Origin of the sequence: Deinococcus budaensis (genome assembly GCF_014201885.1) — a bacterium.
Lineage (GTDB): Bacteria > Deinococcota > Deinococci > Deinococcales > Deinococcaceae > Deinococcus > Deinococcus budaensis.
The window spans coordinates 1-22497 of sequence record NZ_JACHFN010000006.1 but is presented as its reverse complement, the minus strand read 5'-3'; the positions used below and the strand labels follow the sequence as shown (position 1 = coordinate 22497).

The following is a 22497-nucleotide window of genomic DNA, read 5'->3' as shown; positions in this document are numbered from 1 at the left end:
GGGGGAGGGAAGTGTCCCCGGGACGGGAATCCGGCGGCCTCTTCAGGCGGGGAGGCGCCGCCGCAAAAGAGCCAGGGGGAGGGCAGGCCGCCTCAGCCCCCTACGCTCCCCCCACCGCCAGCGCCGAGACCCGCACGTCGGGCGCAGAGACCGCGTCCAGGGTCTCGCGCAGCCTGTCGCCGACCGCCTCGATTCCGGCGAGCAGCTCGAGGATATTCCCGGCGACCGTGAAGACTTCCAGCGGATGCGCGACCGTTCCCGCCTCCAGCCAGAATCCCTCGGCTTCCAGCGAGAAGTCGCCGGTCACCGGGTTGGCGCCCGCGTGCCCGCCCGACACCCCGGTCAGGCGCAGGCCCGTCAGGCCCTGGGGCAGGGCCGCCGCGTCCGTGCCGCCCGCTTCCAGCCGCAGGTTGCTGGGCGAGACGCCGACGGTGCCCTGGATGCCCTGCCGCGCGGCGTGCCCGGTACTGACCGTGCCCGCGCGGGCGGCGGTCTGGGCGTTGTGCATGAACGCCGAGAGCCGTCCGGCCTCAATTAGCGTCAGCGGCGCACTCGGGCAGCCCTCGGCATCGAAAGCGCGCGAGTTCAGACCGCGCGGCAGGGTGGGGTCGTCGGTCAGGGTGACCAGGGGTGAGGCGACCAGTTCGCCCAGGCGGCCCGCCAGCGGACTCTTGCCCTCCTCGACCATCTTGCCGCTGAACATGCCCGCATACAGCGCCAGCAGCTCGGCCAGACACTCGCCGCTGATCACCGCCGGAAAGGTGCCGCTGGGCGCGGGTTTGGCCCCCAGCAGCGCCAGCGACTTCTCCACCGCCGAGAGGGCCGTCTTGGTGGGGTCGAGTTCGGTGAATTCGCGGGTGAACTGCCAGTCGCCCTGCATCTTGTTCTGGCCGCCTTCCGACACCAGCGGGTAGGTGTAGTGCAGGGCGTACAGCTCGCGCGCCTCGCGGCCCAGGCCCTCGGTGTTGCCCACCACGCGCAGGCGGTCACTGTCCGAGTAGCCGCCGTAGGGCACGCTGACCACCCGGGCGTCGGCTTCCCGCGCCGTGCGGTCGAGGGCCAGGGCCACGTTCACCTTCTGCTCCACCGTGACGCCGCTGAGGCCCTCGCCGTGGAGGTCGAGCGCGGGCGGCCTCGGCCAGGCGACCAGCCCGGCGCCGGGTTCGGGGGCCACGAGGCTGGCGTTGTCCACCGCGCTGCTCAGCGCCCGGTCGAGGGCGGGCTTTGAGAGGTTCTCGCTGAAGCTGTGGCCCCACGCGCCGCGCACCAGCGCCCGCAGCGCCACGCCCTGCCGCGCCGAGAGCTTGAACTGGCTGACCTCGCCCGCAAAGGCCTCGACCTCGGTGGAGCTGCTGCGTTCGCCGTAGACTTCCAGGGATATCCCGCCTTCCCGGGCACGTTCCAGCAGGTAGGCGCGGGCCTCTTCGAGAGTCAGTTGCGGTTCGGTCGTTGCGGTCATGCGCGCCCCCCCACGGTGATTTCGGAGATCAGGATGTGCGGCTGGCCCACGTCGGTCGGCAGCGAGCCGGACACGCTGCCGCACATACCCTGGCCCAGCGCGAGGTCGCCCGCCACGCCCACGATGTTTTTCAGGTCCTGCGCCCCGTTGCCGACGAGAGAAGCCCCGCGCAGCGGCTCGGCGATCTCCCCGTTCCGGATCATGTAGGCCTCCTGCACCGCGAAGTTGTAGTCCCCGGTGCCGGGGGTCACGCTGCCGCCGCCCATCTTGCGGGCATAGATGCCCAGGGGGACGCCCGCGATCAGGCTTTCCGGCGTCTCCTGGCCCCGATCGATAAAGGTCGAGCGCATCCGGCTGGCGGGCGCGAAGGTGTAGTTCTGGCGCCGCCCGCTGCCGGTGCGGGCATGGCCGGTCTTCATGCTCCCCACCCGGTCCACCAGGAAGGACTTCAGGACCCCGTTCTCGATCAGGACCGTGCGCTCGCCCCTCATGCCCTCGTCGTCCACGGTGACCATGCCCCACGAACCGGGAAGGGTGCCGTCGTCGACGGCCGAGACGGACTCGTGGGCAATCCTCTCGCCCAGCTTGTCCGCAAAGACGCTGGCATTCTTCTCCACCGCCGTCGTTTCCAGGATGTGCCCGCAGGCCTCGTGGAAGATCACGCCGCCGAACTCGTTGCCGATCACCACGGGCAGTTTTCCGGCGGGCGCGTACCCCGCGTGCAGCATGGCGTTGGCGATGCGGGCGGCCTCGGCGCCGGTGGCCTCGGGCGCCACGTCGTCGAAGAATTCCAGGCCCTGTCCGGCGCCGGGACCGCAAAAGCCGGTCTCGCGCAGGGTGCCGTCCTGGGCGATGGCCGAGACCACCAGCCGGGTCCAGACCCGCTCGTCTTCGGCCCACAGCCCTTCACTGTTGGCGATCAGCACCCGCTGCACCCGGTCGAGGTAGATCACGTCCACCGTCCGCACGAAGCCGACGCCCGCCGCCCCGCCGTGCGCTCGGCGCATCAGCGCGAGCTTGTCGCGGCCTCCCGCGTGCAGCGGGTGCTGGCGGGCCACGTAAAGGGGCGGGGCGTCCACCCGCCGGAAGTCCAGGCCGCCCGCGCCGCTGCGGTCTGTTTCGCCGCTGCCGCCGCGTGCGCGCGCCACCTGCCCGGCGAGGTCGCGCAGGCCCGCGTCGGTCACGTCGTTGGTGTAGGCGTACACCACGCGCGTGCCGTACAGCAGCCGCAGCCCGGCGCCGAAGAGGTTGCCGCCCCCGGCGTCCTTGACCTCGCCCTGGTGCAGCCGCAGCGAGGTGGACACGGTGTCTTCCACGAACAGTTCAGCGAAGTCGGCGCCGCCCGCGCGGGCGAGGGTCAGGACTTCGGCGGCCAGCGTTTCGTCGAGCATGACAGAAAGCCTCCTGGGAGCCGCGCGGGGGCGGCCCGGATCGAGAGGAAAGGGGCAGAGCGGCTGAGGTTGCCTCTCCATCTTGCCCCGCGCCCGGCGCTCCTCGCCACCGCTGTTCGCCGCGTTAGGCCATTTCGCTCAGCCGCGCCCGCACCCCCGGCCACTCCGCCCGCGTGACCGAGTACATCACCGTGTCGCGCATGGAGCCGTCAGGGCGGCGCAGGTGGGCGCGCAGCACGCCCTCGCGCACGGCGCCCAGCCCCTCGATGGCCCGCTGGCTGCGCACGTTCAGCAGGTCGGTCTTGAGCTGCACGCGCTCCATGCCCATGGCGCCAAAGGCGTGCTCCAGCAGCAGGCGCTTCATGCGGCGGTTGACCCCGCTGCCGTAATGGCGCGGGTGCAGCCAGGTCCAGCCGATCTCTGCTCCCGCATGCGCGGCCCGGATGTCGCCCAGGCGGGTGCTTCCGGCCAGCTCGCCGCCGACCTCCACCACGAAGGGCAGGGCGTCGGGGGCCTCCAGCGCCGCGCGGTAGTACGCCGGCGAGGTGGGCGGCGACCCCATCAGCCGCAGTTCTCCTGCGCAGCTCAGGGCCAGCGCGCACAGGGCCGCAAGGTCGGCTTCCGTCAGGGGCCGCAGCCGCAGGTCACCGTCTCGCAGGGTCAGGGCGTGGCGCATGGGGGCAGTCTGGCACGCGCCCCGGCGGGCCGCCACGCGCTACGCTGAGGGGCGTGAGAGACGGGCAGGAACGCTGGACGGTGGACGGCATCGAGGACGGCCCGCAGGGACGCCTGGCGCGGGTGGAGCGCGGGGACGGCCTGACCTTCGACGTGCCGCTCTCGGTCCTGCCGCCCGGCACGCGCGAGGGGGACCTGCTGGCCGTGCAGGAAGGCCCTGACGGCGTGACCCTGCACCTGTTGCCCGCCGAGACCCACGCGAGGCGGGTGGCCGCGCAGCGCGAACTCGACGCCCTGAACGGAGCCGCGCCGGACACGGAAGGGGAGATCACCCTGTGAGCGAGAAAAAACCCACCCGCAAGCCTGCGGGCAAACCCGCCGCCGCCCGCAAGGCCCAGGCGCCCGCCCGCCCGGCCGCGCCCGCGCCCCGCCGCGCCCCCGCGAAGGGCAAAAAGGGGAGGGGTCGCCGGGGTGGTCCCAGCCCGTCGGACCTGCTGGGTCTGCTGGTCCTGGGCCTGACGGTCAGCCTCGCGGCGTGCGCGGGGGGCGGCCTCTTCGGCGGCGGGGAGGAGGAGGGCGGGCAGGCGACCGAGCAGCCTGCCGGACAGCTCACCGTGCGGTTTCTGGATGTGGGGCAGGGCGACGCGGTACTGGTCCGCAGCCCCGAGGGCAAGACCCTGCTCTACGACGGGGGCCGCAGCGCCGAGCGGATGCGGGCGCACCTCGAAACCTACGGGGTGGACGCCCTCGACCTGATGGTCGCCAGCCACGCCGACGCCGACCACATCGCGGGGCTGGTGCCCGCCGCCGAGCGGGCCAAGCCGCGGCTGTTCATCAACAACGGGATCGCCGGAACCACCCAGACCTGGGGCCGCCTGGTCGCCGCGCTGGAGGAGGCGGGCACCACCTTCCAGAAGGCGAACACGCAGGTCATCAACCTGGGCAGCGTGAAGGTCCGGGTGATCGCCCCGCCCCCCGGCATGGGCGACGACCAGAACGAGAACAGTGTGGGCGTCCGCATCGAGTTCGGGGACTTCCGCGCGCTGCTGACCGGCGACAGCGAGAAGCCGGAAACCGAAGCCTGGCTCGCGGCGGGCCGCCCCGAGATTCAGGGACCCTTTCAGCTGTACAAGAGCATCCACCACGGGGCGGCCAACGGCGACCACCCCGCCTGGCTGGCCGCCGTGCGCCCCGAGAACGTGGTGATCGGCGTGGGCGAGAACAACTACGGCCACCCCACCGCCTCGGCCCTCGCCCTCTACAAGGACAACGGTGTCCGCGTCTACCGCACCGACCGCCAGGGCACGGTGACCTTCACGGCGAGCGCGGACGGCACCTACACGGTCACGACCGACCGCTGACCTCCCCGGCGGCCTCCGCCTCGTCCACCACGGTCAGGCGCACGCCCGCGCGGTCTCCCAGCGCGCGGCTGTAGGGGCACAGCCGGTGGGCTTCTTGCACCATTCCCTCGGCCTGCTCGCGGCTCAGGCCCGGCAGCCGCACCCGCAGTTCGAGGTCGAGGTGGTAGCTGGGGTCTTCCTGGTTCTCGCGCCGCAGGCCCACCACCGCCGTCACCTGCGAGGTCCCGAAGCTCACCCCGTCGCGCCGGGCGACCATGCCGACGGCGCTCTGAAAGGACGAGGCGTAGGCGGCGGCGAACAGCTGCTCGGGGTTGGTGCCCACGCCGCCGTCGCCGCCGATCTCCTGCGGCACGCTCAGCTTGGCGGCGAGGTGGTGGTCGGGCGTCTCGATGTAGCCGTTGCGCCCCCCGTGGGCGGTCGCCTCGCTGCGGGTGAGCACCCTGGCCGGGGAGCTGGAAGAGGGGGTCTGCGGGGTCGTGGTTGTGTCGCTCATGGGGCGCCTCCTGAAACGCCACCCTAGGCGCCCGGCCCCGCCGCAGACGGTCATGGGCGCTACCGTCTGAAGGCCCCATGGGGGGGCCGGGCGCCGGGCACCCGCGCGGCAACTGCTCTAGACTCGGGGTTCGATGTCGGGACCTCCCTTCTTTGCCTCCTCGCCGCCCCGCAGCCAGCCGCAGCCGGGGCATCTTTACGACGTGGCGGTGGTCGGCGCGGGCCTGGCCGGCACCGACCTCGCCTGGCGCCTCGCCCGCGCGGGCAGGGACGTGCTGCTCGCCACGCAGGCGCTCGACCACCTCGGCAACCTCTACCAGCCCACCGTGGAGGGCGCGGTCTTTCCGGCGGACAGCCTCTTTGCAGGGGTCGCCGCCCGCCTCTTTCCCCAGACCGACGGCTGGACCTTTCACCGCCACCTCAAGGCCGAGATCGAGGCCACGCCGGGCATCCACCTGCTGCAAAGCACCGTGACCGGGCTGGACGAGGGGCCGCTGGAGGGGGAGGCGGGAGACGTGGTGACGCTCGCCACCTGGGAGGGGCCGGAGCTGCGCGCCCGCCGGGCGGTGCTGGCGGTCGGCGCCTTCCTGAAAGGCCGCCTGTTGATCGGGGACACGCTGGAGGAGGCCGGGCGCCTCAGCGAGGTCGCCTACGACTTTCTGGCCGACGACCTCGCCCGCTCGGGGGTGTGGCTGGTCGGCGCGGAGCAGAGGGCGGCGGGGGTGGAGGGCGCGCCCCCCTACGACGTGCGCTTCCTGACCCCGGCCCCCGGCGAACTGGACGGTTTCCGGCTGGAGCGTTTCTCGGGGGTCTATGCCCTGGGCCGCTGCACGCCGGGCGAGCACACCTACGCCTCCGTGCTGGAAGACGCCGCCCGCCTCGCCGCCGAGCTGTCGGGGGCTGCCCCGCAGGGGAGGCAGGCATGATCTTCCGCTTCTCGGATTTTCACTTTCCCGACGCGGCCGCGCGGCTGTATCCGCACACGCCTGGGCGCCCCTGGGTGCTGGAGGTCGGCTTCGGAGACGGGCGCTTCTGGCCGCATCACGCCGCGACCTTTCCTGAGGCGCCGAACTACCTGGGGGTCGAGATCAGCGGCACGTCGCTGCTCAAGGCCGGGCGTCGGTTGCGGGCGGCGGGCCTGGACAACGCGGTGCTGACCAAGCTGCCCGCCGCGCCCCTGATCCGCGAGGTCGTGCCGCAGGGGGCGCTGGACGCGGTCGTGGTGAACTTTCCCGACCCCTGGCCCAAGGCCGGGCACACCGGGCACCGCCTGCTGCGCGCGCCCTTTTTCCAGCTGGCGGCCAGCCGCCTGAAGCCCGGCGGCGCCGTGCTGCTGACCACCGACCACGAGGAATATTTCGAGTTCGCCTGCGCCGAGGCGGCCGCGAGCGGCGTCATGGCGGTGGAGTTCACGGAGCCGCCCCCCGCCGCGCTGGAAACCAAGTACGCCCTGAAGTGGCGCGACCTGGGCCTGGGCGCCCGGCACGCCCGCTTCACGCCGCTGGCGCACCCCGCCGTGCCCCACGGTGCCCTGACCCGCTACCCCGACTCGGAGGAAGACCCCGCCGTGCCCCACGCCATCCTGACCCTGCCCGAGACCTTCGCCCCCCAGAGTTTTGCCAAGCACACCGCCCGTGGCGGCCAGACCCCGGAGGACCCGGCAGGCTGGACGGCCGTGCTGCTCGACCTGTACCGCACCCTGGGCAAGACCGGCTGGACGGCCCTGGCCCACGTCGTCGAGGGCGAGCTGACCCAGGAAGTCCTGATCGGCATTACCGCGCGGGAGGACGGCACCCATCTGGTGCGCCTCGCCCGCTTCGGCGGCCCCGTCATCACGCCGGGCGTGAAGGCGGCGGTGGGCGTGCTGACCGACTGGCTGGAGACCCAGGGCGCGCAGGTGCGGCACCGGGGGTATTGAGCAGCGGGCGGGGACGGCGCGCCCGGCCCCTTCCTCCCTGCGCCTCAGTGCCCGGCGCCCGCGCCTTCCCGGGCGATCTCCGCTCGGTAGGCCGCCTGCATCACCTTCAGGCTGGGCGAGAGCGCCAGCGCCAGCGGCAGCGGTCCCTGGACCGAGAGCTGCCCGGCCAGCATCGCCGTGACCGGATTCAGCTCGCCCAGCCACAGGGCGTGCGCGGCCCGGGCGGTCATCCGGAAGGTCAGGTCGCTGGGCGCCGACCGCGCCTCCTCGCCCACGGTCAGGGTGACCGCCTGCCCTCCCCGCCCGTCCAGCCGCAAGGCGGCGTCCGGCTGCGTGAACAAGAAGGTCAGCGCCGCCCGGCGCCGCAGCAGCAGGTCGGCGTCGGGGTCGGCGTGGGCCGCGCCGAAGACCCGCAGCAGACGCGCGGTGAGCTGGGCCGGGTCCGGAGAGAGGCTGGACATGTCCCCAGCAAAGCCCCCGCGCCCCCCACTTTTTGTGGGCACGCGCCCTTTCCTCATGCCAGATGAACCGGCCCTGCATCAACCCTTACAGCTTTGGGGGCGGGGCGGGCGTGAGATGTCGGGGCATCACTTTCAAAGGAGGCAGGGCATGAACGAACAGCTTAAGCAGACCATTCAGGCACTTCAGGGCGGCGTCACCAACCTCGACGGCGGGGCGGCGGCGAGCAACGTTACCAGCTGGCACCAGACCCTCAGCGGGGTGCCCGGCGCCGAGACGCTGGTCGACCACCTCGCCCAGCTCAAGGCGGCCCTGGAAGGCGGCGACCTCGACGGCGCCGCCGCCCTGCTTCCCGGCCTGTCCAGCGAGACCGAGCGCCTCGCGTCGCAGGCGCCCGCCGCCGACCAGGACGGCCTGCGCCAGCTCGCGGACCTGCTGCGCGGCTGAGACTCTCTCAGCGGCCGGGCCGGGTCATCCTGGTCTGGCGGCTCCCCACGGGGGCGCTTTTTCCTCTCAGGACGGTCTGGGGAAGGGCGCCCCCGCTCCACGCCGCGTGGTCCGGGGCGTGTGCAGGCGCTGCGGGCCGGGGCCTGCGTGACGCTACGCTGGGCGCGACGTGACGGCGCCCTCCCCACCTCCTCCCCCTCCCGCCCTCGACTTCACCCACGAACCCCTGGGCGTGATCCTGCCTGCCCTGCGCGCCGCGCTGGCCTCGGCGGGCGAGGTCGCGTTCAGCGTGCCCGACCCCGACCTGGGCCTGGGGCTGTACGCCGGTGAGGCGGCGGCCCACGGCCTGCACCGGCCCTGGCCGGTCTGGACCGACCTGGCCGACCTGCTGGGGGCGCACCTGCTCACGCCGGACCGGCTAGAGGGAGGCCGCGTGCGCCTGCGCCTGCGCGCCTGGGCGGACGTGCCTGACCCCGACGCGGCGGGCTACGGCGCCGGGGGCGAGTGGGGGCGGGTGGACAAGCTCGAAGACCCGGTCTTCCTCTTCACGCTGGTCGAGGCGCTGCGGCGGGTGGACCCCCCGGCGGGCGGGCGCGTGCTGGCGCTGGGCGTCAACCGGGGCCGGGAGCTGGACGCGCTGGCCCTCGCCTTCGGGAAGCGTGAGCTGGAGGTGCTGGGCCTCGACCTCGACGAGACGGCGCTCGCGGCGGCCCGCGCCCAGCACCCCGCCGCGACCTTCCGGGCCTTCGACGTGACCACGCTGCCCGCGCCGCAGCTGGGCAGGTTCGACCTGGTGCTGGCGCTGAGCCTGCTGCACAGCCCCAGTATCCGGCAGGACGTGCTGCTGGCCGCCGTGTGCCGCCAGCACCTGACGCCCACGGGCGGCCTGATTCTGGGGTACCCCAACGCGCGCTACCGCGACGGGACGCTCAGCTACGGCGCGAGGGTGCGCAACTTCGCCCGCCCCGACCTCAGCCTGCTCGCGGCGGACGTGACCGACGCGCGGCGCGGCCTCCAGAAACGCGGCTTCAAGGTCTTCGTGACGGGCAAGTCCGAGGTGCTGGTCACCGCGATTCCGGCGGGGGCACGCACGCCCGGCAGGCTGGAACTGTGAGACGTGGCTCCAGACCGTGAGGCCAGCCGGGGCGGGCCGCCTCAGCTCGGCCCGGTGTTCCGGCGGCCCAGGCTGAACCGCCGGAAGCCGCTCAGCGGCGGCTGCCCACCGCCAGCAGCGCCCCGAACAGCGCCAGGTTCTTCATGAACTGGGTCTGCTGCTGCTGGCGCTCGCGGCCCTCGCGGTCCCAGAAAGGGTGGCCGATCACGGTGGTCGGAATCAGGCTCACGGCCAGCGCCGCACTGGCCGTCCGGGGCGCGACCCCCAGCGCCAGCATCGCCCCGGCGCCCAGCATCACGGCGCTGTTGGCCTTGACGGCGAGTTCGGGTTCGGGAATCTCGGCTCCGCGCGCGGCCCGCACGATCGGTTCCGGCTGCCGCAGGTGGTCGAGGCCGTTTTTGATAAAGATGCTCGCGAGCAGCGCCCGCCCGATAAATCCCGTCACGCTCATGCTTGGTGCCTCCTGGTGAATGCGGCAAGTATACGGGGGGCGCGGGAGCCGGAAAAGCCGCTGCGGCGCCCGGCCGGGCCTGCTCACAGTTGCCGCTGAACGTCTTTCAGCAGCCCGCCGACCGCTTCCACGCCTGCCGTGAGCAGGCGCACGTACTCGGCCTGGGTGATGGGGCCTTCCTCGGCGCCGCCCTGGGCCTCGATCAGGAGGCCGTCGGCGGTGGCGACCACGTTCAGGTCGGCGCGCGCGACCTTGTCCTCGGCGTAGTCGAGGTCCACCCGCAGTTCGTCCCCGATCAGGCCGATGCTGGCGGCGCCGACCGCGTGAATCAGCGGCCACTCGGTCAGGGTGCCCGCGTGGATCAGGCGGTCGGAGAGGTCGTGCAGCGCCGCGTACCCGGCCAGCACGCTGGCGACCCGGGTGCCGCCGTCGGCGACCAGCACGTCGCAGTCCACGTACAGGGTCTGGTTGCGGAAGTGGCGCAGGTCGATGCAGGAGCGCAGCGCGCGCCCCAGCAGACGCTGGATCTCGTGGCGGCGGCCGTTTTGCAGGTTGCGGTCGCGGGCCTGGCGGTCGGTGGTGGCGCGCGGCAGCATGGCGTATTCGGCGGTCAGCCAGCCTTCTTTCTTGCCGCGCATGTGGGGCGCGGGCTTGTCCTCGATGCTGACGGTCGCCAGGATCTCGGTGCGGCCCAGCTTCAGGTGGGCGCTGCCGGGGGCGTGCGGGTTGATGCCGCGCTCCACGAAGAGGGGCCGGGGCGTCAGAAGGTCGCGGCCCTCGCGGAGGGGAAGACCCGGGCGGGGGGGGAGGGAAGTCAAGTGGTCACCTGCTGCACCGTGACATTGTGCCTGCCCCGGCCCACCAATGTCTCGATCACGGGCCGCGCCGCCGCCGGGTTCCCGGTCACGAGGTAGCGGACCCCCCCCCTTTCCCCGCCTTCCCGGCATAGCCCGGCCCCGCACAGCACGCCCCGGGTATGCCGCGCGACCGCCGCGCCGCTGTCCACCAGCGCGAAGGTGTCCCCGAACTCCGCGCGGATGCTCTCAGCCAAAAAGGGGTAGTGGGTGCAGCCCAGCACCAGCTGATCGGCGCCCGCCTGCGCCAGCGGTGTCAAGACCTCGCGCAGCACCCTCCGCGCCCGCTCGCTCCCAGCCTGCCCGGCCTCCACCAGCGGCACCAGTTCGGCGCTCACGGCCGTCAGGACCCGCACCCCGGCGGGGACGGCGAACTGCTCGATCACGTCGCGCAGCAGGGTGCCGCGCAGGGTGCCGGGCGTCGCCAGCACGCCCACCACGCCCGAGCGGGTGGCCGCCACGGCGGGCTTGACCGCAGGCACCAGCCCGATCACCGGAAAGGCCGGGCCGTAGCGCTCGCGCAGGTGCGACAGGCTGAAGGCCGAGGCCGTGTTGCAGGCCACGACCACGCCCTTGGCCCCCCGCGCGTGCAGCGCCGCCACCGCCCGCGCGGTCAGGTCGCGGATCTCCGCGTCGGGCCGCCCGCCGATAGGCACGTGCGCGGTGTCCGCCAGGTACAGGAAGTCCTCCTGCGGCATCGCCCGGCGCAGCTCGGCCAGGACGCTCAGGCCGCCCACGCCCGAGTCGAACACGCCCAGCGGAGCTTCGGCCAGCGGCGAGGAGGCAGTCATCGGGGCCGATGATAGTACGCGGGGCCAGCGGGACGCGGGAGAGACCAGGCCCTCTCCCGCGTCCCGCTGGCCCGTCTCGCGCTTCCCTCAGTCCAGCGCGCCCCGGATGGTCTCGCCCAGCGCCCGGATGCCGGAGTCGATCTGCGCGGGCGTGGCGTTGGAGTAGCTCAGGCGCATGGTGTTGGCCCCGCCGCCCCGCGCGTAGAAGGGGCGCCCCGGCACGTAGGCCACGCCGCGCTCCAGCGCACGCGGAAAGAGTTCGGTGGTGTCCAGGCCTTCCGGCAGCGTGACCCACAGGAACATGCCGCCTTCCGGGGTGGTGAAGTCCACACCCGCCGGAAAGTGCTGCTCGATGCGGGCGACCATGTCGCGGGCGCGCTCGCCGTAGGCCTTCTTCACCAGTTCGACCTGCCGGGGCAGCACCTCGCCCACCAGCTCGGTGATGATCATCTGGTTGAAAATCGGCGTGTGCAGGTCGGCGCCCTGCTTGGCCTGCACCAGCTTCTCGATGACCGGGTGGGCCGCCTGCACCCAGGCGTCGCGCAGGCCCGGCACCAGCGTCTTGGAAAAGGACCCCGAGTAGATCACGTGGCTGCCCTCGGGATCGCCCCCGGCCAGCTCCAGCGCGATCTCGTAGAGGCTGGGCAGGTCCTCGCCCCGGAACCTCAGCTTGCCGTAGGGGTCGTCTTCGAGCACCAGCACGCCGTACTGGGCGGTCAGCTCGACCAGGCGGCGGCGGCGCTCCAGGCTCAGGGTGCGCCCGGTGGGGTTCTGGAAGTTGGGAATGGCGTACAGCAGCTTGGCGGGCGTGGCCTTCAGCACGGTTTCCAGCGCGTCCACGTCGATGCCGTGCTCGTCGGTGGGCAGGTCCACGTAGCGTGGGCCGTAGGGCTGGAAGGATTGCAGCGCGCCCAGGTAGGTCGGCGCCTCCACCAGCACCACGTCGCCCTCGTCGATCAAGATCTTGCCCAGCAGGTCCAGCCCCTGCTGGCTGCCCGTCACGATCTGCACGTGCGCGGGCGTCAGGCCGGGGGTGCGGGCGGCGATCCACTCGCGCAGCGGCAGGTGCCCCTCGGTGGTGCCGTACTGCACCGCCGCCGGGCCGTAGCGGTCGAGCACCGCATTTGCCGCCGTGCGGATGTCCGCCAGCGGGAACAGCTCGGGCGCGGGCAGGCCCCCCGCAAAGGAGATGATGTCGGGGCGCTGGGTCAGCTTGAGCAGTTCGCGAATCGCGCTCACGGTCATGCGCTGCGCCCGGCCCGAGAGCCGCGCCGCGAAGTCCACGGGGGGCAGCGTGGGAGTGGTCGTGGTCATGGGGTTATCCTACCTCCCCCTTCTGACGGCGGCGGGTCCGGGCGGGCGGGCCGCGTCCCGCATAGCCGCGCGCAGGCAGGACACGGGGCAATCCCGTTAGAGTGAAGCCCGCCAAAGGAGGCCCCCCCCATGCTCGTGACCGGCAATGACATTCTGGTTCCCGCCCGCGCAGGCAAGTACGGTGTCGGCTCGTTCAACACCAACAACATGGAGATCACCCAGGCGATCATCCACACCGCCGAGCGTCTGCGTTCGCCCGTGATGGTGCAGATGAGTGAGGGCGCGATCAAGTACGGCGGGCAGGACCTCGCCAACATCGTCATCGACCTCGCCACCCGGGCCACCGTGCCCGTCGCGCTGCACCTGGACCACGGCTCGTCCTACGAGTCGGCGCTCAGGGCGATCCGGATGGGCTTTACCTCGGTCATGATCGACGCCTCGCACCACGGCTTCGAGGACAACGTCCGCGAAACCCGCCGGGTGGTCGAGGCCGCGCACGCGATGGGCATCTCCGTGGAGGCCGAACTCGGGCGCCTGGGCGGTATCGAGGAGCACATCGTCGTGGACGAGAAAGACGCCTTCCTGACCGACCCCGAAGAAGCGGTGCAGTTTATCGAGCAGACCGGCACCGATTACCTCGCCATCGCCATCGGGACCAGTCACGGCGCCTACAAGGGCAAGGGCCGCCCCTTCATCGACCAGGCGCGCATCCAGAAGATCGGGGAGCTGACCTCCATCCCGCTGGTCGCGCACGGCTCCTCCGGCGTGCCCGCCGACATTATCCTGCGCTTCCGGGAGTCCGGCGGCGAGATCGGGGAGGCCGCCGGGATCGCGGACGAGGACCTGCAACTCGCCTGCCAGCACGGCATCGCCAAGGTCAACGTGGACACCGACCTGCGCCTCGCCATGACGGTCGGCGTGCGCGAGGTCCTCAAGGCCAGCCCCAAGGAGTTCGACCCCCGCAAGCTCTTCGGCCCCGCCCGCGAGGTCATGAGCACCATCGTCGAGCACAAGCTGGGCGTGCTCGGGAGCGTCGGCAAGGCCTGAGCGCGGCGCGTCCCAGGGCCAACCTCTGCCAGCAGCCCAGCTCCCCCGCCTCTGCCCCCCCGCGACCCCCCCTCACAGATGACGGGTCCCTGACGCCCGCCTCAGGGCAGGTGAGGCCAGAGGCGGGCGGAATTCTCACCGGGCCGCCGTATGCTCCGCTCGGCATGTGGGCCGTCCGTTTTTCTCTCCTGACCGTGGCTGCCCTCAGTGGGGCGGCGCTGATGTCGGCCAGCGTGCGGGCGGCGCCCAGCATTCCTGCCCTGCCCGCCGGGTGGCCCTCGCGCATGGCCGCGATGCTGCCGCAGCCGGGTCAGAGCGTGCAGCCGATGGAATGGCGCTCCAGCGGCCTGACCGTGGAGCTGCCGCAGCGGGTGGCGCAACTCGGGGGCGACCGCGAGGCCCTGCGCGCGGCGCTCACCAAAGTCGCGCGCGGCGAGCTGCCCGAGTACGACCAGCGGCTGGGCATCAGCCGGGCGGAATTCGACAGCTACCTGGTGTTCCAGTCGTCGCTGGCGCCAGTCGGCAAGCGGCTCAAGCTGCCGCTGACCCGTGAGGGCAACCGGCTGAAGTTCGGGGACGCCTCCGGGCTGGGCGGCGTGCTGCGCGGCCTGGTCCTCGACCTGACGACCGGCGAACTGCGCACGCCCGAGGGCTTCGGCGGTCGCCCGCAGCCCTTTACTCCCCTGACCGATCAGGAGCGCCGCCTGGCTGTGCGCAGTGGCCTGGAATGGAACATCCGGGGCAACAATCCCTACACCCAGAACGGCGTGAAGGCCACCCTGCGCCTGCTGCACCTGGCCAGCGGACAGTTCGTGCTGGACTACGACCGCTTCAGCATGTTGCGCGGCGCGACCAGCCAGGGCCGCGTGATCTTGCAGTACACCCGCTGACGGCACCCGCCTGCGCCCCCCCCCATCAGGCTGACGCGGCCCTGACCTCAGCTCAAGGCGTCCTCACCTGGGCTTCAGGGGGCGTCACGGGCGGGCCGCTAGGGTGGGCCTCATGATCAAGACCAGGGCCACCTTGCTGCTCGGCGCGGCGCTCACGCTGGGGGGCGTTTCCACGGCGGGCGCGGGATCCATCTCGCCGACGCTGCTCGAGCGCGCCAAACGTGGGGACCAGACCAACGTCGGCGTGATCGTGCGCTTCAAGTTCACCAACACCTCGCGCGGGCGGGCGCTGTTCAAGACCGCCCGCCAGCAGCTCTCCGGGCGGCTGGCCCAGCTTGGCCCCAGCGCGGGCTTTATCGGTCAGGCGCTGAACTCGGGCCGCGCGACCCAGCTGTGGCTCGACCAGAGCATCTACCTGCCCATGACCCCGGTGCAGGCGCGGGCGCTGGCGGCGCTGCCCTTCGTGGACGCGGTCTTCGAGAACTTCCGGGTGCAGATTCCCCGCGCGGCGGCCCTCAGCGCGGCCTCGGCGCCCACGGGCACCCCGTGGCACCTCCAGAAGATCGGCGCCCCCCAGGCCTGGGCGGCGGGCTTCCGGGGGCAGAACATCCGCATCGGGCACCTCGACAGCGGCCTGGACCCGAATCACCCCGAGTACGCGGGCCGGATCGCGGCCTTTGCCGAGTTCAACGCCGAGGGCGACCGCACGAACGGCGCGGCGCGCGACACCACCAACCACGGCACCCACACGGCGGGCCTGCTGGTCGGCAAGACGGTGGGCGTGGCGCCCGAGGCGAAGCTCATCAGCGCGCTGGTCTTGCCCAACAACGAGGGCACCTTCGCGCAGGTGATTGCCGGGATGCAGTACGTGCTGGACCCCGACAACAACGCGGACACCGACGACGGCGCCGACGTGGTGAACATGAGCCTGGGCATTCCCGGCACCTACGACGAGTTCATCACCCCGGTGCAGAACATGCTCAAGGCCGGGGTGGTCCCGGTGTTCGCCATCGGCAACTTCGGCCCGGCGGCGGGCAGCACCGGCAGCCCCGGCAACCTGCCCGACGCGGTCGGCGTGGGCGCGGTGGATCAGAACGGGCAGGTGGCGTCGTTCAGCAGCCGCGGTCCGGTCGCGTGGCAGGGGCAGATCAACGGCGTCTTCGTCAAGCCCGATATCGCGGCGCCCGGCGTGGCGATCACCAGTTCCTTTCCGAACGGGCAGTTCGGTGCCCTGAGCGGCAGCAGTCAGGCCAGCCCCATCGCGGCGGGCGCGGTGGCCCTGATGCTGAGTGCCAAACCCGGGACCAGCGTGGACGCGGTCAAGAACGCCCTGTACACCAGCGCCAGCAACGCGGGCAGCAAGAACAACAACGTGGGCTACGGCCTGATCAGCGTGCCCGGCGCCCTGGGCAAGCTGGGTGTGAACGCGGGCGGCAGCCAGCCGGCTCCGGCACCCGCTCCGGCCCCAGCCCCGGCGCCCGCTCCGGCCCCAGCACCCGCCCCTGCTCCCACGCCCGCTCCTCCCGCCGCCCAGCCCACCGGGCCGGCCGGATATACCCTCTGCGCGGTCGAGGGCGGCAAATGCACGGGCGCACTGAACAAGCAGGTGGCCTTCGGCACCGACGGGCGCTACGTGCTGGGCACCAGCACCGACGACAGCTTCAACTGCACGGTGGCCGAGTGGGGCCAGGATCCCTACGTGGGCGTCCGCAAGGGCTGCTTCATCAAGAGCGGGTCCGCCCCGGCGCCTGCTCCGGCCCCGGCGCCCGCGCCTGCCCCCCAGCCCCCCACCAGTGGGGCCAAACCCCGCGTCCTGCTGGTCGATGACGACATGGGTCAGGGCGCCGACGTGACGAACGCGCTGCGCGACGCCCTCAAGGCCAACGCGGCTTCCGGCGGGGCCTTCGTCTGGAACGTGCAGAGCCAGGGCGCGGTGCCGCTGAGCGAGCTGCAAAAGGCCGACATCGTGGTCTGGGCGACGGGCGAGCAGTACCAGAACACCCTCACGGCGGCCGATCAGAACACCCTGACCCAGTACCTCAACGGTGGGGGCAGGCTGCTGGTGGCTGGGCAGGACATCGGGTATGACATCGGCGGCAGCAGCTTTTACACCGGCACCCTCAAGACCCGCTTCGTGGCCGACAGCTCGGGCAACGCCAAGTTCGTCACGCGCGGCGCCTTTGGCAACACGGCCTTTACCCTCAATGCCGACGGCAGCGCGAAAAACCAGTACTACCCCGACGTGATCGCGGACCTCGGCGGCTCGCAGGTCGCCGCCTCCTGGGGCAGCGCCAACGCCACGGCAGGCACCATCAGCGCCCAGAGCATCCGGGTGGACCAGAACAGGAACCGCGCTCAGCAGAAGGTGCAAGACCCGCGCGGTCTGGTCGAGCGCCTCGCGGCGGGCGTGATCGGCTCGATCCTGAACCAGGTGTTCGGCGGTCAGCCGCAGACCCAGCGGCCGCGCGTCACGGCGCAGAACGCGGGCGAGAATGCCGGGGCCATCGTGATCAACGACGCGGGCCGCTACCGCACGGTCAACATGGGCTTCGGACTTGAAGGCCTGACCCCGCAGAGCCGCAACGTGCTGATCAAGACCAGCTTCGACTGGCTGATGCGCTGAGCGTTCAGCAGCTTTGGGGGAGGGGGGGGGAGAGGGGGCCAGCGCGCCTCCTTTTCCCCCGCCTTCTTTAGCTGCCTCCCACCGAGGGCGGCGGCGCGGCGGAGTAACGTCACCGCATGCCGACCCTTCGCGACATCATGACCCCCGGCCTCGTGACCGTGGACCCCCAGGCCACCCTCAAGGAAGTCGCCACCCTGATGCTGGAACAGGACATCGGCGCCGTGCTGGTGATGGACGGGGAGCACCCCAGCGGGATCATCACCGACCGCGACATCGTGGTCCGGGCGGTGGCCTACGGGCACGACTACGGCACCGCCGTGACCGACTACACGACCGGCAGCGTCTTTACCATGGAGGCCGACACCGACGTGCAGCAGGCCGCCCGCGAGATGGCCGACCGCCAGCTGCGCCGCTTGCCCGTCACCGAGGGCGGCCGGGTCGTGGGCATGGTCAGCCTGGGCGACCTCGCCGTGCGCACGGGTGGAAGCGCCGACGAGACGGCCCTGCAAGGGGTCAGCCAGCCCAGCGCCGACCCCCAGTAAGCCTCCGGGAGCAGCGAAAAAGGGGCCGCCGAGTCAAACCGGCGGCCCCGTGCTGAGCGTGCTTACTTCTGCAACTCGCGCAGCCGGCGGTACAGTTCCTTTTCCTCGTCGCTGGGCTGCTTGGGGACCGTCAGGTTCAACCGCACGTAGAGGTCGCCGCGCGTGCCGTCCCGGCGGGGCCAGCCCTGCCCGCGCAGCCGCATCCGGCGGCCCCCGCTGCTGCCGGGCGGAATATTGAGGTGGCCGGTGCCGCTCAGCGTCTGCACCGCCACGTCCCCGCCCAGCGCCGCGACCGGGGCGGGCACGTCCACCGTAGTCGTCACGTCGTCGCCGCTCAGGTCAAAGCGCGTGTCTTCCAGTACCCGGATGGTGAGCAGCACGTCCCCGCCGCCCGGTCCCTGCCCGGCGAGGCGCAGGCGGGAGCCGTCGCGGGTGCCGGCCGGAACGCGCAGGCTCAGGCGCTTGCCGTCCACGTTGATGACCTCGTCGGACCCGGCGAAGGCTTCCTGCAAGGTCACCTGGAGTTCACCCTCCACGTTCTGCACGAAGCGCCGTCCCTGGGAGCCGCCCATGCCCGACAGCAGGTCCTCGATGTTGACCTGCCCGCCCGCGCCGCCTCCGTACGCGCCCGGCGCTCCCCCCCGGCGCCCCCCCATGCCGAAGAGGCCCTGGAAAAAGTCGCTGAACTGGCTGGGGTCGAAGCCCGCGAAGTCGCCCTGAAAACCGCCGCCCCCGGCCCCGCCCGGGTACGCGCCCGGCGGCACCTGCCCGGTGTGGCCGAACTGGTCGTACAGCTTGCGTTTCTCGGGGTCGGAAAGCACCGCGTAGGCCTCTCCGATCTCCTTGAAGCGCTCGGACGCCTTCTCGTCTCCCGCGTTCTTGTCGGGGTGATAGGTTTTGGCGAGCTTGCGGTACGCGCTTTTGACGTCGCCGTCGGAAGCGCTGCGGGGCACGCCCAGCACGTCGTAATAATCCTTGTAGGCCACCATCACACCTCCTCTCCAGGCCGCTGGGCCGCGAACCCCTACCCCTTCTTGCTGACCACCACCCGGGCGGGCCGCACCAGGCGCCCTCCCTGACGGAAGCCCAGCTGGTAGACCTGCACGATCTGGTCGTCCTCGTCGCCGGGCACGACCTGAAGCGCCTCGTGCCACTGCGGATCGAACGCCTCGCCCTCCCGGCCGGTGGGTTCCAGGCCCAGCCCGGCAAAGACGCGCAGCACGGTCGCCTGCACGGCCTGCACGCCGGGGATCAGCCCCGCCGGGTCGGCGCTGCCCATCGTCACCGCGCGGTCGAGGTCGTCGTAGACGGGCATCAGTTCCCCGGCGGCCTTTGCCACGCCCCGGCTCTCGGCTTCCGCGACCTCGTCCTGCATCCGGCGGCGGTAGCTCTCGAAGTCGGCGGCCAGGCGGCCCAGGCGGCCCTTGAGGTCGGCGTTCTCCTTTTCCAGCTCGTCGGCCCGGCCCAGCTTGCCCATCATCTCCTGGACCTGGGCGAACATGCCCTCGTCCATGCCCGGGAAGCCCTCCAGACCGGCTTCCAGCTCGGCGTCCTCGTCCATGTTGTCGGTCTCAGCGTCGGGCAGGTCCAGGCCGCTTTCCGCGTCGATGGTCTTTTTCTCGGCGCGCGGGCCAGCGCTGGGGGTGGCCGCGTCGGGGGTCTGGGGGGTCGTCTCGTTTTTCAGGTCGTTGTCGTGGGTCATGGGGGGGCCTCGCCTTCTGAACATGTCTTGAGGATAGGGGTGTGGAGAAGAGGGGGGGAGAGGGGGCCACGCGAGCCGTCCTCTCCCCCGGAAGATGCTTTACCGCACGGCCAGCCTTACCCGGCGGGCTTGAAGTCGGCGTCGATCACGTCGTCGTCCTGCTTCGGCGCGCCGCCCTCGGGGCCGCCTTGTCCGCCCCCCTGGCCGCCCTGCTGCGCGGCGGTCATGAAGGTGCGCAGTTCCTCTTCCAGCCGCTTCTGGGCGCTCTCGATGCGGGCGTCGTCGTCGAGGCGCACGGCTTCCTCGGCCTCGTCGGCGGCGGCCTTGAGCTTGTCCTTGGCGTCCTGGCTGGCCCCCGCGTTCTCCTCGATCTGGGCCAGGGCCTGCACCCGCAGCGAATCGAGGTTGTTGCGCTTTTCGACCCGTTCGCGGCGCTGGCGGTCGGCCTCGGCGTTCTGCTCGGCCTCGCGCACCATCTTCTCCACGTCGCTCTTGTCGAGGGTCGTGGTGTTCTCGATGCGGATGCTGGCTTCCTTGCCGCTGGTCTTTTCCTTGGCGGTGACGTGCAGGATGCCGTTGGCGTCGATGTCGAAGGTCACTTCGATCTGCGGGCGACCGGCGGGCATGGGCGGGATGCCCTCGAGCTTGAAGCGGCCCAGGCTCTTGTTGTCGGCGGCCATGGGGCGCTCGCCTTGCAGCACGTTGATCTCCACGCCGGGCTGGTTGTTCTCGGCGGTGGTGTAGATCTCGGTCTTCTTGGCGGGCACGGTGGTGTTGCGGGTGATCATCGGGGCGATCATGCCGCCCTTGACCTCCACGCCCATCGTCAGCGGGGTCACGTCGACCAGCACGATGTCGCCGAGGGACGAGTCGCCCTGGATGATGCCTGCCTGCACGGCGGCGCCCAGCGCCACGGCCTCGTCGGGGTTGACCGACTCGTTGGGTTCCTTGCCGGTCAGCTCCTTGACGATGCGCTTGACCGCCGGGATGCGGGTCGAGCCGCCCACCAGGATCACCTCGTCGATACCCGACGCGCTCAGCTTGGCGTCCGCCAGGGCCTGCTCGATGGGGTGCCGGACCCGCCGCAGCAGGTCGGCCGTCAGCTCCTCGAACTTGGCGCGGGTCAGCGTGCGCTCGAGGTGCATGGGGGTGCGGGTGTCCGGGTCGAAGGTGATGAAGGGCAGGCTGATCGTGGTCTCCGACGCATTGGACAGCTCGATCTTGGCCTTTTCGGCCGCCTCGATGAGTCGCTGGAGGGCCTGCTTGTCCTTGCGGAGGTCGAAGTTGCTTTCCCGCTCAAACTCGGCCGCCAGCCAGTCCACGATGCGCTGGTCGAAGTCCGCGCCGCCCAGGTGGGTGTCGCCGGAGGTGGACTTGACCTCAAAGACGCCGTCCCCCAGCTCCAGGATGGTCACGTCGAAGGTGCCGCCGCCCAGGTCGAAGACCAGCACGGTCTCGTTGCCTTTGCGCTCCAGGCCGTAGGCCAGCGCAGCGGCAGTCGGCTCGTTGATCACGCGCAGCACGTTCAGGCCCGCGATCTCGCCCGCCTGCTTGGTGGCCTCGCGCTGCGAGTTGTCGAAGTACGCGGGCACGGTGACCACCACGTCGCGGATCTTCTCGCCCAGCTTGGCCGAGGCGTCGTTGACCAGCTTGCGCAGCACCTCGGCGCTGACCTGCTCGGGGGCGAGGTCCTTGCCGTTCACCTCCAGGCGCACCGAGCCGCCGGGGCCTTCCTTGACGTGGAAGGGGCTGCGGGCGGCTTCCTCCTTGACCTCGTCCCAGCGGCGGCCGATAAAGCGCTTGACCTCGAAGAGGGTGGCCTGCGGGTTGAGCGCGGCCTGACGGCGGGCGATCTGCCCGACCAGGCGCTCGTCGCCCTTAAAGGCCACGACCGAGGGGGTGGTGCGCGCGCCTTCGGCGTTCACGATGACTTCCGGACGTCCGCCTTCCATCACGGCGATGACGCTGTTGGTGGTTCCGAGGTCGATTCCGACGGCTTTGGGCATGTTGACTCCTAGAATGCATGGGATTCTGCCGCCCGGAGGACAGCAGTTCTGAACTCCTGACAGCATAAGCCTACAGTTCTCAACAGTCAATAGACTTGAGCGCCATGCACTCAGGTTGAAGGGAGACTCAAGGCCGCGCTTGGTCCGTCACATGCCGACTCTTCTTCCAAAGTTTCCCGCCGGGGGCGGCCTACACTGGGGCATGACGCCTGGAGTGCGGGAGCTGGCCGTGTCGGGGCCACTGGGGAGCCGCCGATGAAGCGCGGGGCCTGGGGCTGGGGGCTGGCGGCGGTCGTGGCCGTGCTGCTGCTGGTCGTGACCCTGAGTCCACGCAGCCGCGCGGACGAACTCAGCCTGACCGATTTCACGGCGGCGCTGCGGGCCGGGCAGGTGCAAAGCGCGCAGATTCAGTACCAGGGCAACACCGCGCTGCTGACCGTGCTCCTCGAAGACGGTCGGCCCGGCGGCACCCCGTACCGCACCCGCACCCTGGCGAACGATCCGGCGATCACCCTCTCGCGCCTGCAACAGGCCGGGGTCGAGGTCACCTACGCGCCCACCTCGCGCCTGAGCCTGCTGGCGCTGTTCAGCGGCCTGCTCACCGGCCTCTTGATCGTCGGCTTGCTGCTGCTGCTGTTTCGCAACCGGGGCGGCGGGGGAGGTGACGCCGCCGGGCAGTTCGGGAAGTCGAAGGCGGCGGTGGTCTCGGAGGGGCAGATCAAGCTGACCTTTCAGGACGTGGCCGGCTGCGACGAGGCCAAGGCAGACTTGCAGGAAGTCGTCGACTTCCTGCGCCACCCCGAGCGCTACCACCTCCTCGGCGCCCGCATCCCCCACGGTGTCCTCCTCGTCGGCCCCCCCGGCAGCGGCAAAACCCTGCTCGCCAAAGCCGTCGCTGGAGAGGCCAAGGTGCCCTACTTCTCCATCAGTGGCAGCGACTTCGTCGAGATGTTCGTGGGCG

At 71.5% G+C, this 22497-nt stretch carries 23 protein-coding genes; 11 read left to right on the top strand and 12 right to left on the bottom strand.

Going from position 1 to position 22497, the window contains the following annotated elements; genetic code table 11:
- Positions 1-100: 100 nt before the first annotated feature.
- The 3 genes from HNQ09_RS09030 to HNQ09_RS09020 all read right to left on the bottom strand — a co-directional run bounded on the left by HNQ09_RS09030 (position 101) and on the right by HNQ09_RS09020 (position 3526).
- Entirely contained in the window at positions 101-1459 is a 1359-nt protein-coding gene (locus HNQ09_RS09030) for a TldD/PmbA family protein (protein WP_184028177.1), read from the bottom strand.
- Positions 1456-2850 carry a TldD/PmbA family protein gene (locus tag HNQ09_RS09025; protein ID WP_184028175.1) on the bottom strand — a complete coding sequence of 465 codons (1395 nt, stop codon included), beginning with the start codon at positions 2848-2850 and terminating at the stop codon, positions 1456-1458. The genes HNQ09_RS09030 and HNQ09_RS09025 overlap by 4 nt, the downstream gene beginning before the upstream one ends.
- Positions 2851-2974: 124 nt before the next feature.
- Positions 2975-3526: a GNAT family N-acetyltransferase gene (locus tag HNQ09_RS09020; protein ID WP_184028173.1), complete on the bottom strand. Its 552-nt coding sequence runs from the start codon at positions 3524-3526 to the stop codon at positions 2975-2977.
- 53 nt (positions 3527-3579) lie between these two features.
- On the opposite strand from HNQ09_RS09020, the gene HNQ09_RS09015 reads away from it, so the two are divergent.
- Together HNQ09_RS09015 and HNQ09_RS09010 are read left to right on the top strand one after the other, a co-directional pair.
- Positions 3580-3864 (top strand): DUF3006 domain-containing protein, encoded by a 285-nt coding sequence (locus tag HNQ09_RS09015; protein WP_343057698.1) that lies wholly within the window; start codon positions 3580-3582, stop codon positions 3862-3864.
- Positions 3861-4886, top strand: a complete 1026-nt coding sequence (locus HNQ09_RS09010) for an MBL fold metallo-hydrolase (protein ID WP_184028172.1) — start codon at positions 3861-3863, stop codon at positions 4884-4886. Before HNQ09_RS09015 ends, HNQ09_RS09010 begins: the two co-directional genes overlap by 4 nt.
- Here the strand turns inward: HNQ09_RS09010 and HNQ09_RS09005 are convergent.
- Positions 4870-5379: an Ohr family peroxiredoxin gene (locus HNQ09_RS09005; RefSeq protein WP_184028169.1), complete on the bottom strand. Its 510-nt coding sequence runs from the start codon at positions 5377-5379 to the stop codon at positions 4870-4872. The two genes, HNQ09_RS09010 and HNQ09_RS09005, sit on opposite strands and share 17 nt — an antisense overlap.
- Before the next feature lie 133 nt (positions 5380-5512).
- Between HNQ09_RS09005 and HNQ09_RS09000 the strand changes: the two genes are divergently transcribed.
- Both HNQ09_RS09000 and trmB read left to right on the top strand, forming a co-directional pair.
- Positions 5513-6304: an FAD-dependent oxidoreductase gene (locus HNQ09_RS09000; protein WP_184028166.1), complete on the top strand. Its 792-nt coding sequence runs from the start codon at positions 5513-5515 to the stop codon at positions 6302-6304.
- A complete protein-coding gene (gene trmB, locus HNQ09_RS08995) occupies positions 6301-7296 on the top strand; it encodes a tRNA (guanine(46)-N(7))-methyltransferase TrmB (protein WP_184028163.1) in 996 nt (331 codons plus the stop codon). The genes HNQ09_RS09000 and trmB overlap by 4 nt, the downstream gene beginning before the upstream one ends.
- A 44-nt stretch (positions 7297-7340) precedes the next feature.
- Here trmB and HNQ09_RS08990 read toward each other — a convergent pair whose 3' ends face one another.
- Positions 7341-7757: an SCP2 sterol-binding domain-containing protein gene (locus tag HNQ09_RS08990; RefSeq protein ID WP_184028160.1), complete on the bottom strand. Its 417-nt coding sequence runs from the start codon at positions 7755-7757 to the stop codon at positions 7341-7343.
- 148 nt (positions 7758-7905) lie between these two features.
- Here HNQ09_RS08990 and HNQ09_RS08985 point away from each other — a divergent pair, with 148 nt between their 5' ends.
- Complete coding sequence (locus HNQ09_RS08985; protein ID WP_184028157.1) at positions 7906-8202, top strand: hypothetical protein; 297 nt, start codon at positions 7906-7908, stop codon at positions 8200-8202.
- A gap of 169 nt (positions 8203-8371) precedes the next feature.
- On the top strand, positions 8372-9316 hold the full coding sequence (locus HNQ09_RS08980) for a methyltransferase (RefSeq protein WP_343057697.1): 945 nt from the start codon (positions 8372-8374) through the stop codon (positions 9314-9316).
- 91 nt (positions 9317-9407) lie between these two features.
- Here HNQ09_RS08980 and HNQ09_RS08975 read toward each other — a convergent pair whose 3' ends face one another.
- The 4 genes from HNQ09_RS08975 to HNQ09_RS08960 form a co-directional block, all read right to left on the bottom strand.
- A complete protein-coding gene (locus HNQ09_RS08975; RefSeq protein ID WP_184028155.1) occupies positions 9408-9767 on the bottom strand; it encodes a DoxX family protein in 360 nt (119 codons plus the stop codon).
- Positions 9768-9850: 83 nt separating this feature from the next.
- A complete protein-coding gene (gene rph, locus HNQ09_RS08970; protein WP_184028153.1) occupies positions 9851-10585 on the bottom strand; it encodes a ribonuclease PH in 735 nt (244 codons plus the stop codon).
- Positions 10582-11412, bottom strand: coding sequence for a glutamate racemase (murI, locus tag HNQ09_RS08965; protein WP_184028151.1), 831 nt, complete (start codon positions 11410-11412; stop codon positions 10582-10584). The genes rph and murI overlap by 4 nt, the downstream gene beginning before the upstream one ends.
- Positions 11413-11499: 87 nt before the next feature.
- Positions 11500-12726, bottom strand: a complete 1227-nt coding sequence (locus HNQ09_RS08960; protein WP_184028149.1) for an aminotransferase-like domain-containing protein — start codon at positions 12724-12726, stop codon at positions 11500-11502.
- Between the two features lie 129 nt (positions 12727-12855).
- On the opposite strand from HNQ09_RS08960, the gene fba reads away from it, so the two are divergent.
- The 4 genes from fba to HNQ09_RS08940 all read left to right on the top strand — a co-directional run bounded on the left by fba (position 12856) and on the right by HNQ09_RS08940 (position 17828).
- Positions 12856-13773 (top strand): class II fructose-1,6-bisphosphate aldolase, encoded by a 918-nt coding sequence (fba, locus tag HNQ09_RS08955; RefSeq protein WP_184028147.1) that lies wholly within the window; start codon positions 12856-12858, stop codon positions 13771-13773.
- Between the two features lie 164 nt (positions 13774-13937).
- Positions 13938-14663 (top strand): hypothetical protein, encoded by a 726-nt coding sequence (locus tag HNQ09_RS08950; RefSeq protein WP_184028145.1) that lies wholly within the window; start codon positions 13938-13940, stop codon positions 14661-14663.
- Between the two features lie 112 nt (positions 14664-14775).
- Positions 14776-17286: a S8 family peptidase gene (locus tag HNQ09_RS08945; protein WP_184028143.1), complete on the top strand. Its 2511-nt coding sequence runs from the start codon at positions 14776-14778 to the stop codon at positions 17284-17286.
- A 116-nt stretch (positions 17287-17402) separates the two neighbouring features.
- Positions 17403-17828 carry a CBS domain-containing protein gene (locus HNQ09_RS08940; RefSeq protein ID WP_184028141.1) on the top strand — a complete coding sequence of 142 codons (426 nt, stop codon included), beginning with the start codon at positions 17403-17405 and terminating at the stop codon, positions 17826-17828.
- 62 nt (positions 17829-17890) lie between these two features.
- Here the strand turns inward: HNQ09_RS08940 and HNQ09_RS08935 are convergent, their stop codons facing one another.
- From HNQ09_RS08935 to dnaK, 3 genes are all read right to left on the bottom strand, one after another.
- The gene (locus tag HNQ09_RS08935) at positions 17891-18814 is read right to left on the bottom strand and encodes a DnaJ C-terminal domain-containing protein (RefSeq protein ID WP_184028679.1); all 924 of its coding nucleotides are present in this window, start codon (positions 18812-18814) and stop codon (positions 17891-17893) included.
- A gap of 38 nt (positions 18815-18852) precedes the next feature.
- Positions 18853-19530, bottom strand: a complete 678-nt coding sequence (locus HNQ09_RS08930; protein ID WP_184028677.1) for a nucleotide exchange factor GrpE — start codon at positions 19528-19530, stop codon at positions 18853-18855.
- 116 nt (positions 19531-19646) lie between these two features.
- Positions 19647-21536, bottom strand: coding sequence for a molecular chaperone DnaK (gene dnaK / locus HNQ09_RS08925; protein WP_184028139.1), 1890 nt, complete (start codon positions 21534-21536; stop codon positions 19647-19649).
- Between the two features lie 255 nt (positions 21537-21791).
- Between dnaK and HNQ09_RS08920 the strand changes: the two genes are divergently transcribed.
- A partial coding sequence (locus HNQ09_RS08920) for an ATP-dependent metallopeptidase FtsH/Yme1/Tma family protein (protein WP_184028137.1) occupies positions 21792-22497 on the top strand: 706 nt, incomplete at its 3' end.

Bases quoted from the DNA above. Each gene is read 5' to 3' on its own strand.
- HNQ09_RS09030 (WP_184028177.1), bottom strand. From the start codon at position 1,459: ATGACCGCAACGACCGAACCGCAACTGACTCTCGAAGAGGCCCGCGCC.
- HNQ09_RS09025 (WP_184028175.1), bottom strand. From the start codon at position 2,850: ATGCTCGACGAAACGCTGGCCGCCGAAGTCCTGACCCTCGCCCGCGCG.
- HNQ09_RS09020 (WP_184028173.1), bottom strand. From the start codon at position 3,526: ATGCGCCACGCCCTGACCCTGCGAGACGGTGACCTGCGGCTGCGGCCC.
- HNQ09_RS09005 (WP_184028169.1), bottom strand. From the start codon at position 5,379: ATGAGCGACACAACCACGACCCCGCAGACCCCCTCTTCCAGCTCCCCG.
- HNQ09_RS09000 (WP_184028166.1), top strand. From the start codon at position 5,513: ATGTCGGGACCTCCCTTCTTTGCCTCCTCGCCGCCCCGCAGCCAGCCG.
- trmB (WP_184028163.1), top strand. From the start codon at position 6,301: ATGATCTTCCGCTTCTCGGATTTTCACTTTCCCGACGCGGCCGCGCGG.
- HNQ09_RS08990 (WP_184028160.1), bottom strand. From the start codon at position 7,757: ATGTCCAGCCTCTCTCCGGACCCGGCCCAGCTCACCGCGCGTCTGCTG.
- HNQ09_RS08985 (WP_184028157.1), top strand. From the start codon at position 7,906: ATGAACGAACAGCTTAAGCAGACCATTCAGGCACTTCAGGGCGGCGTC.
- HNQ09_RS08975 (WP_184028155.1), bottom strand. From the start codon at position 9,767: ATGAGCGTGACGGGATTTATCGGGCGGGCGCTGCTCGCGAGCATCTTT.
- murI (WP_184028151.1), bottom strand. From the start codon at position 11,412: ATGACTGCCTCCTCGCCGCTGGCCGAAGCTCCGCTGGGCGTGTTCGAC.
- HNQ09_RS08960 (WP_184028149.1), bottom strand. From the start codon at position 12,726: ATGACCACGACCACTCCCACGCTGCCCCCCGTGGACTTCGCGGCGCGG.
- fba (WP_184028147.1), top strand. From the start codon at position 12,856: ATGCTCGTGACCGGCAATGACATTCTGGTTCCCGCCCGCGCAGGCAAG.
- HNQ09_RS08950 (WP_184028145.1), top strand. From the start codon at position 13,938: ATGTGGGCCGTCCGTTTTTCTCTCCTGACCGTGGCTGCCCTCAGTGGG.
- HNQ09_RS08945 (WP_184028143.1), top strand. From the start codon at position 14,776: ATGATCAAGACCAGGGCCACCTTGCTGCTCGGCGCGGCGCTCACGCTG.
- HNQ09_RS08940 (WP_184028141.1), top strand. From the start codon at position 17,403: ATGCCGACCCTTCGCGACATCATGACCCCCGGCCTCGTGACCGTGGAC.
- HNQ09_RS08930 (WP_184028677.1), bottom strand. From the start codon at position 19,530: ATGACCCACGACAACGACCTGAAAAACGAGACGACCCCCCAGACCCCC.
- dnaK (WP_184028139.1), bottom strand. From the start codon at position 21,536: ATGCCCAAAGCCGTCGGAATCGACCTCGGAACCACCAACAGCGTCATC.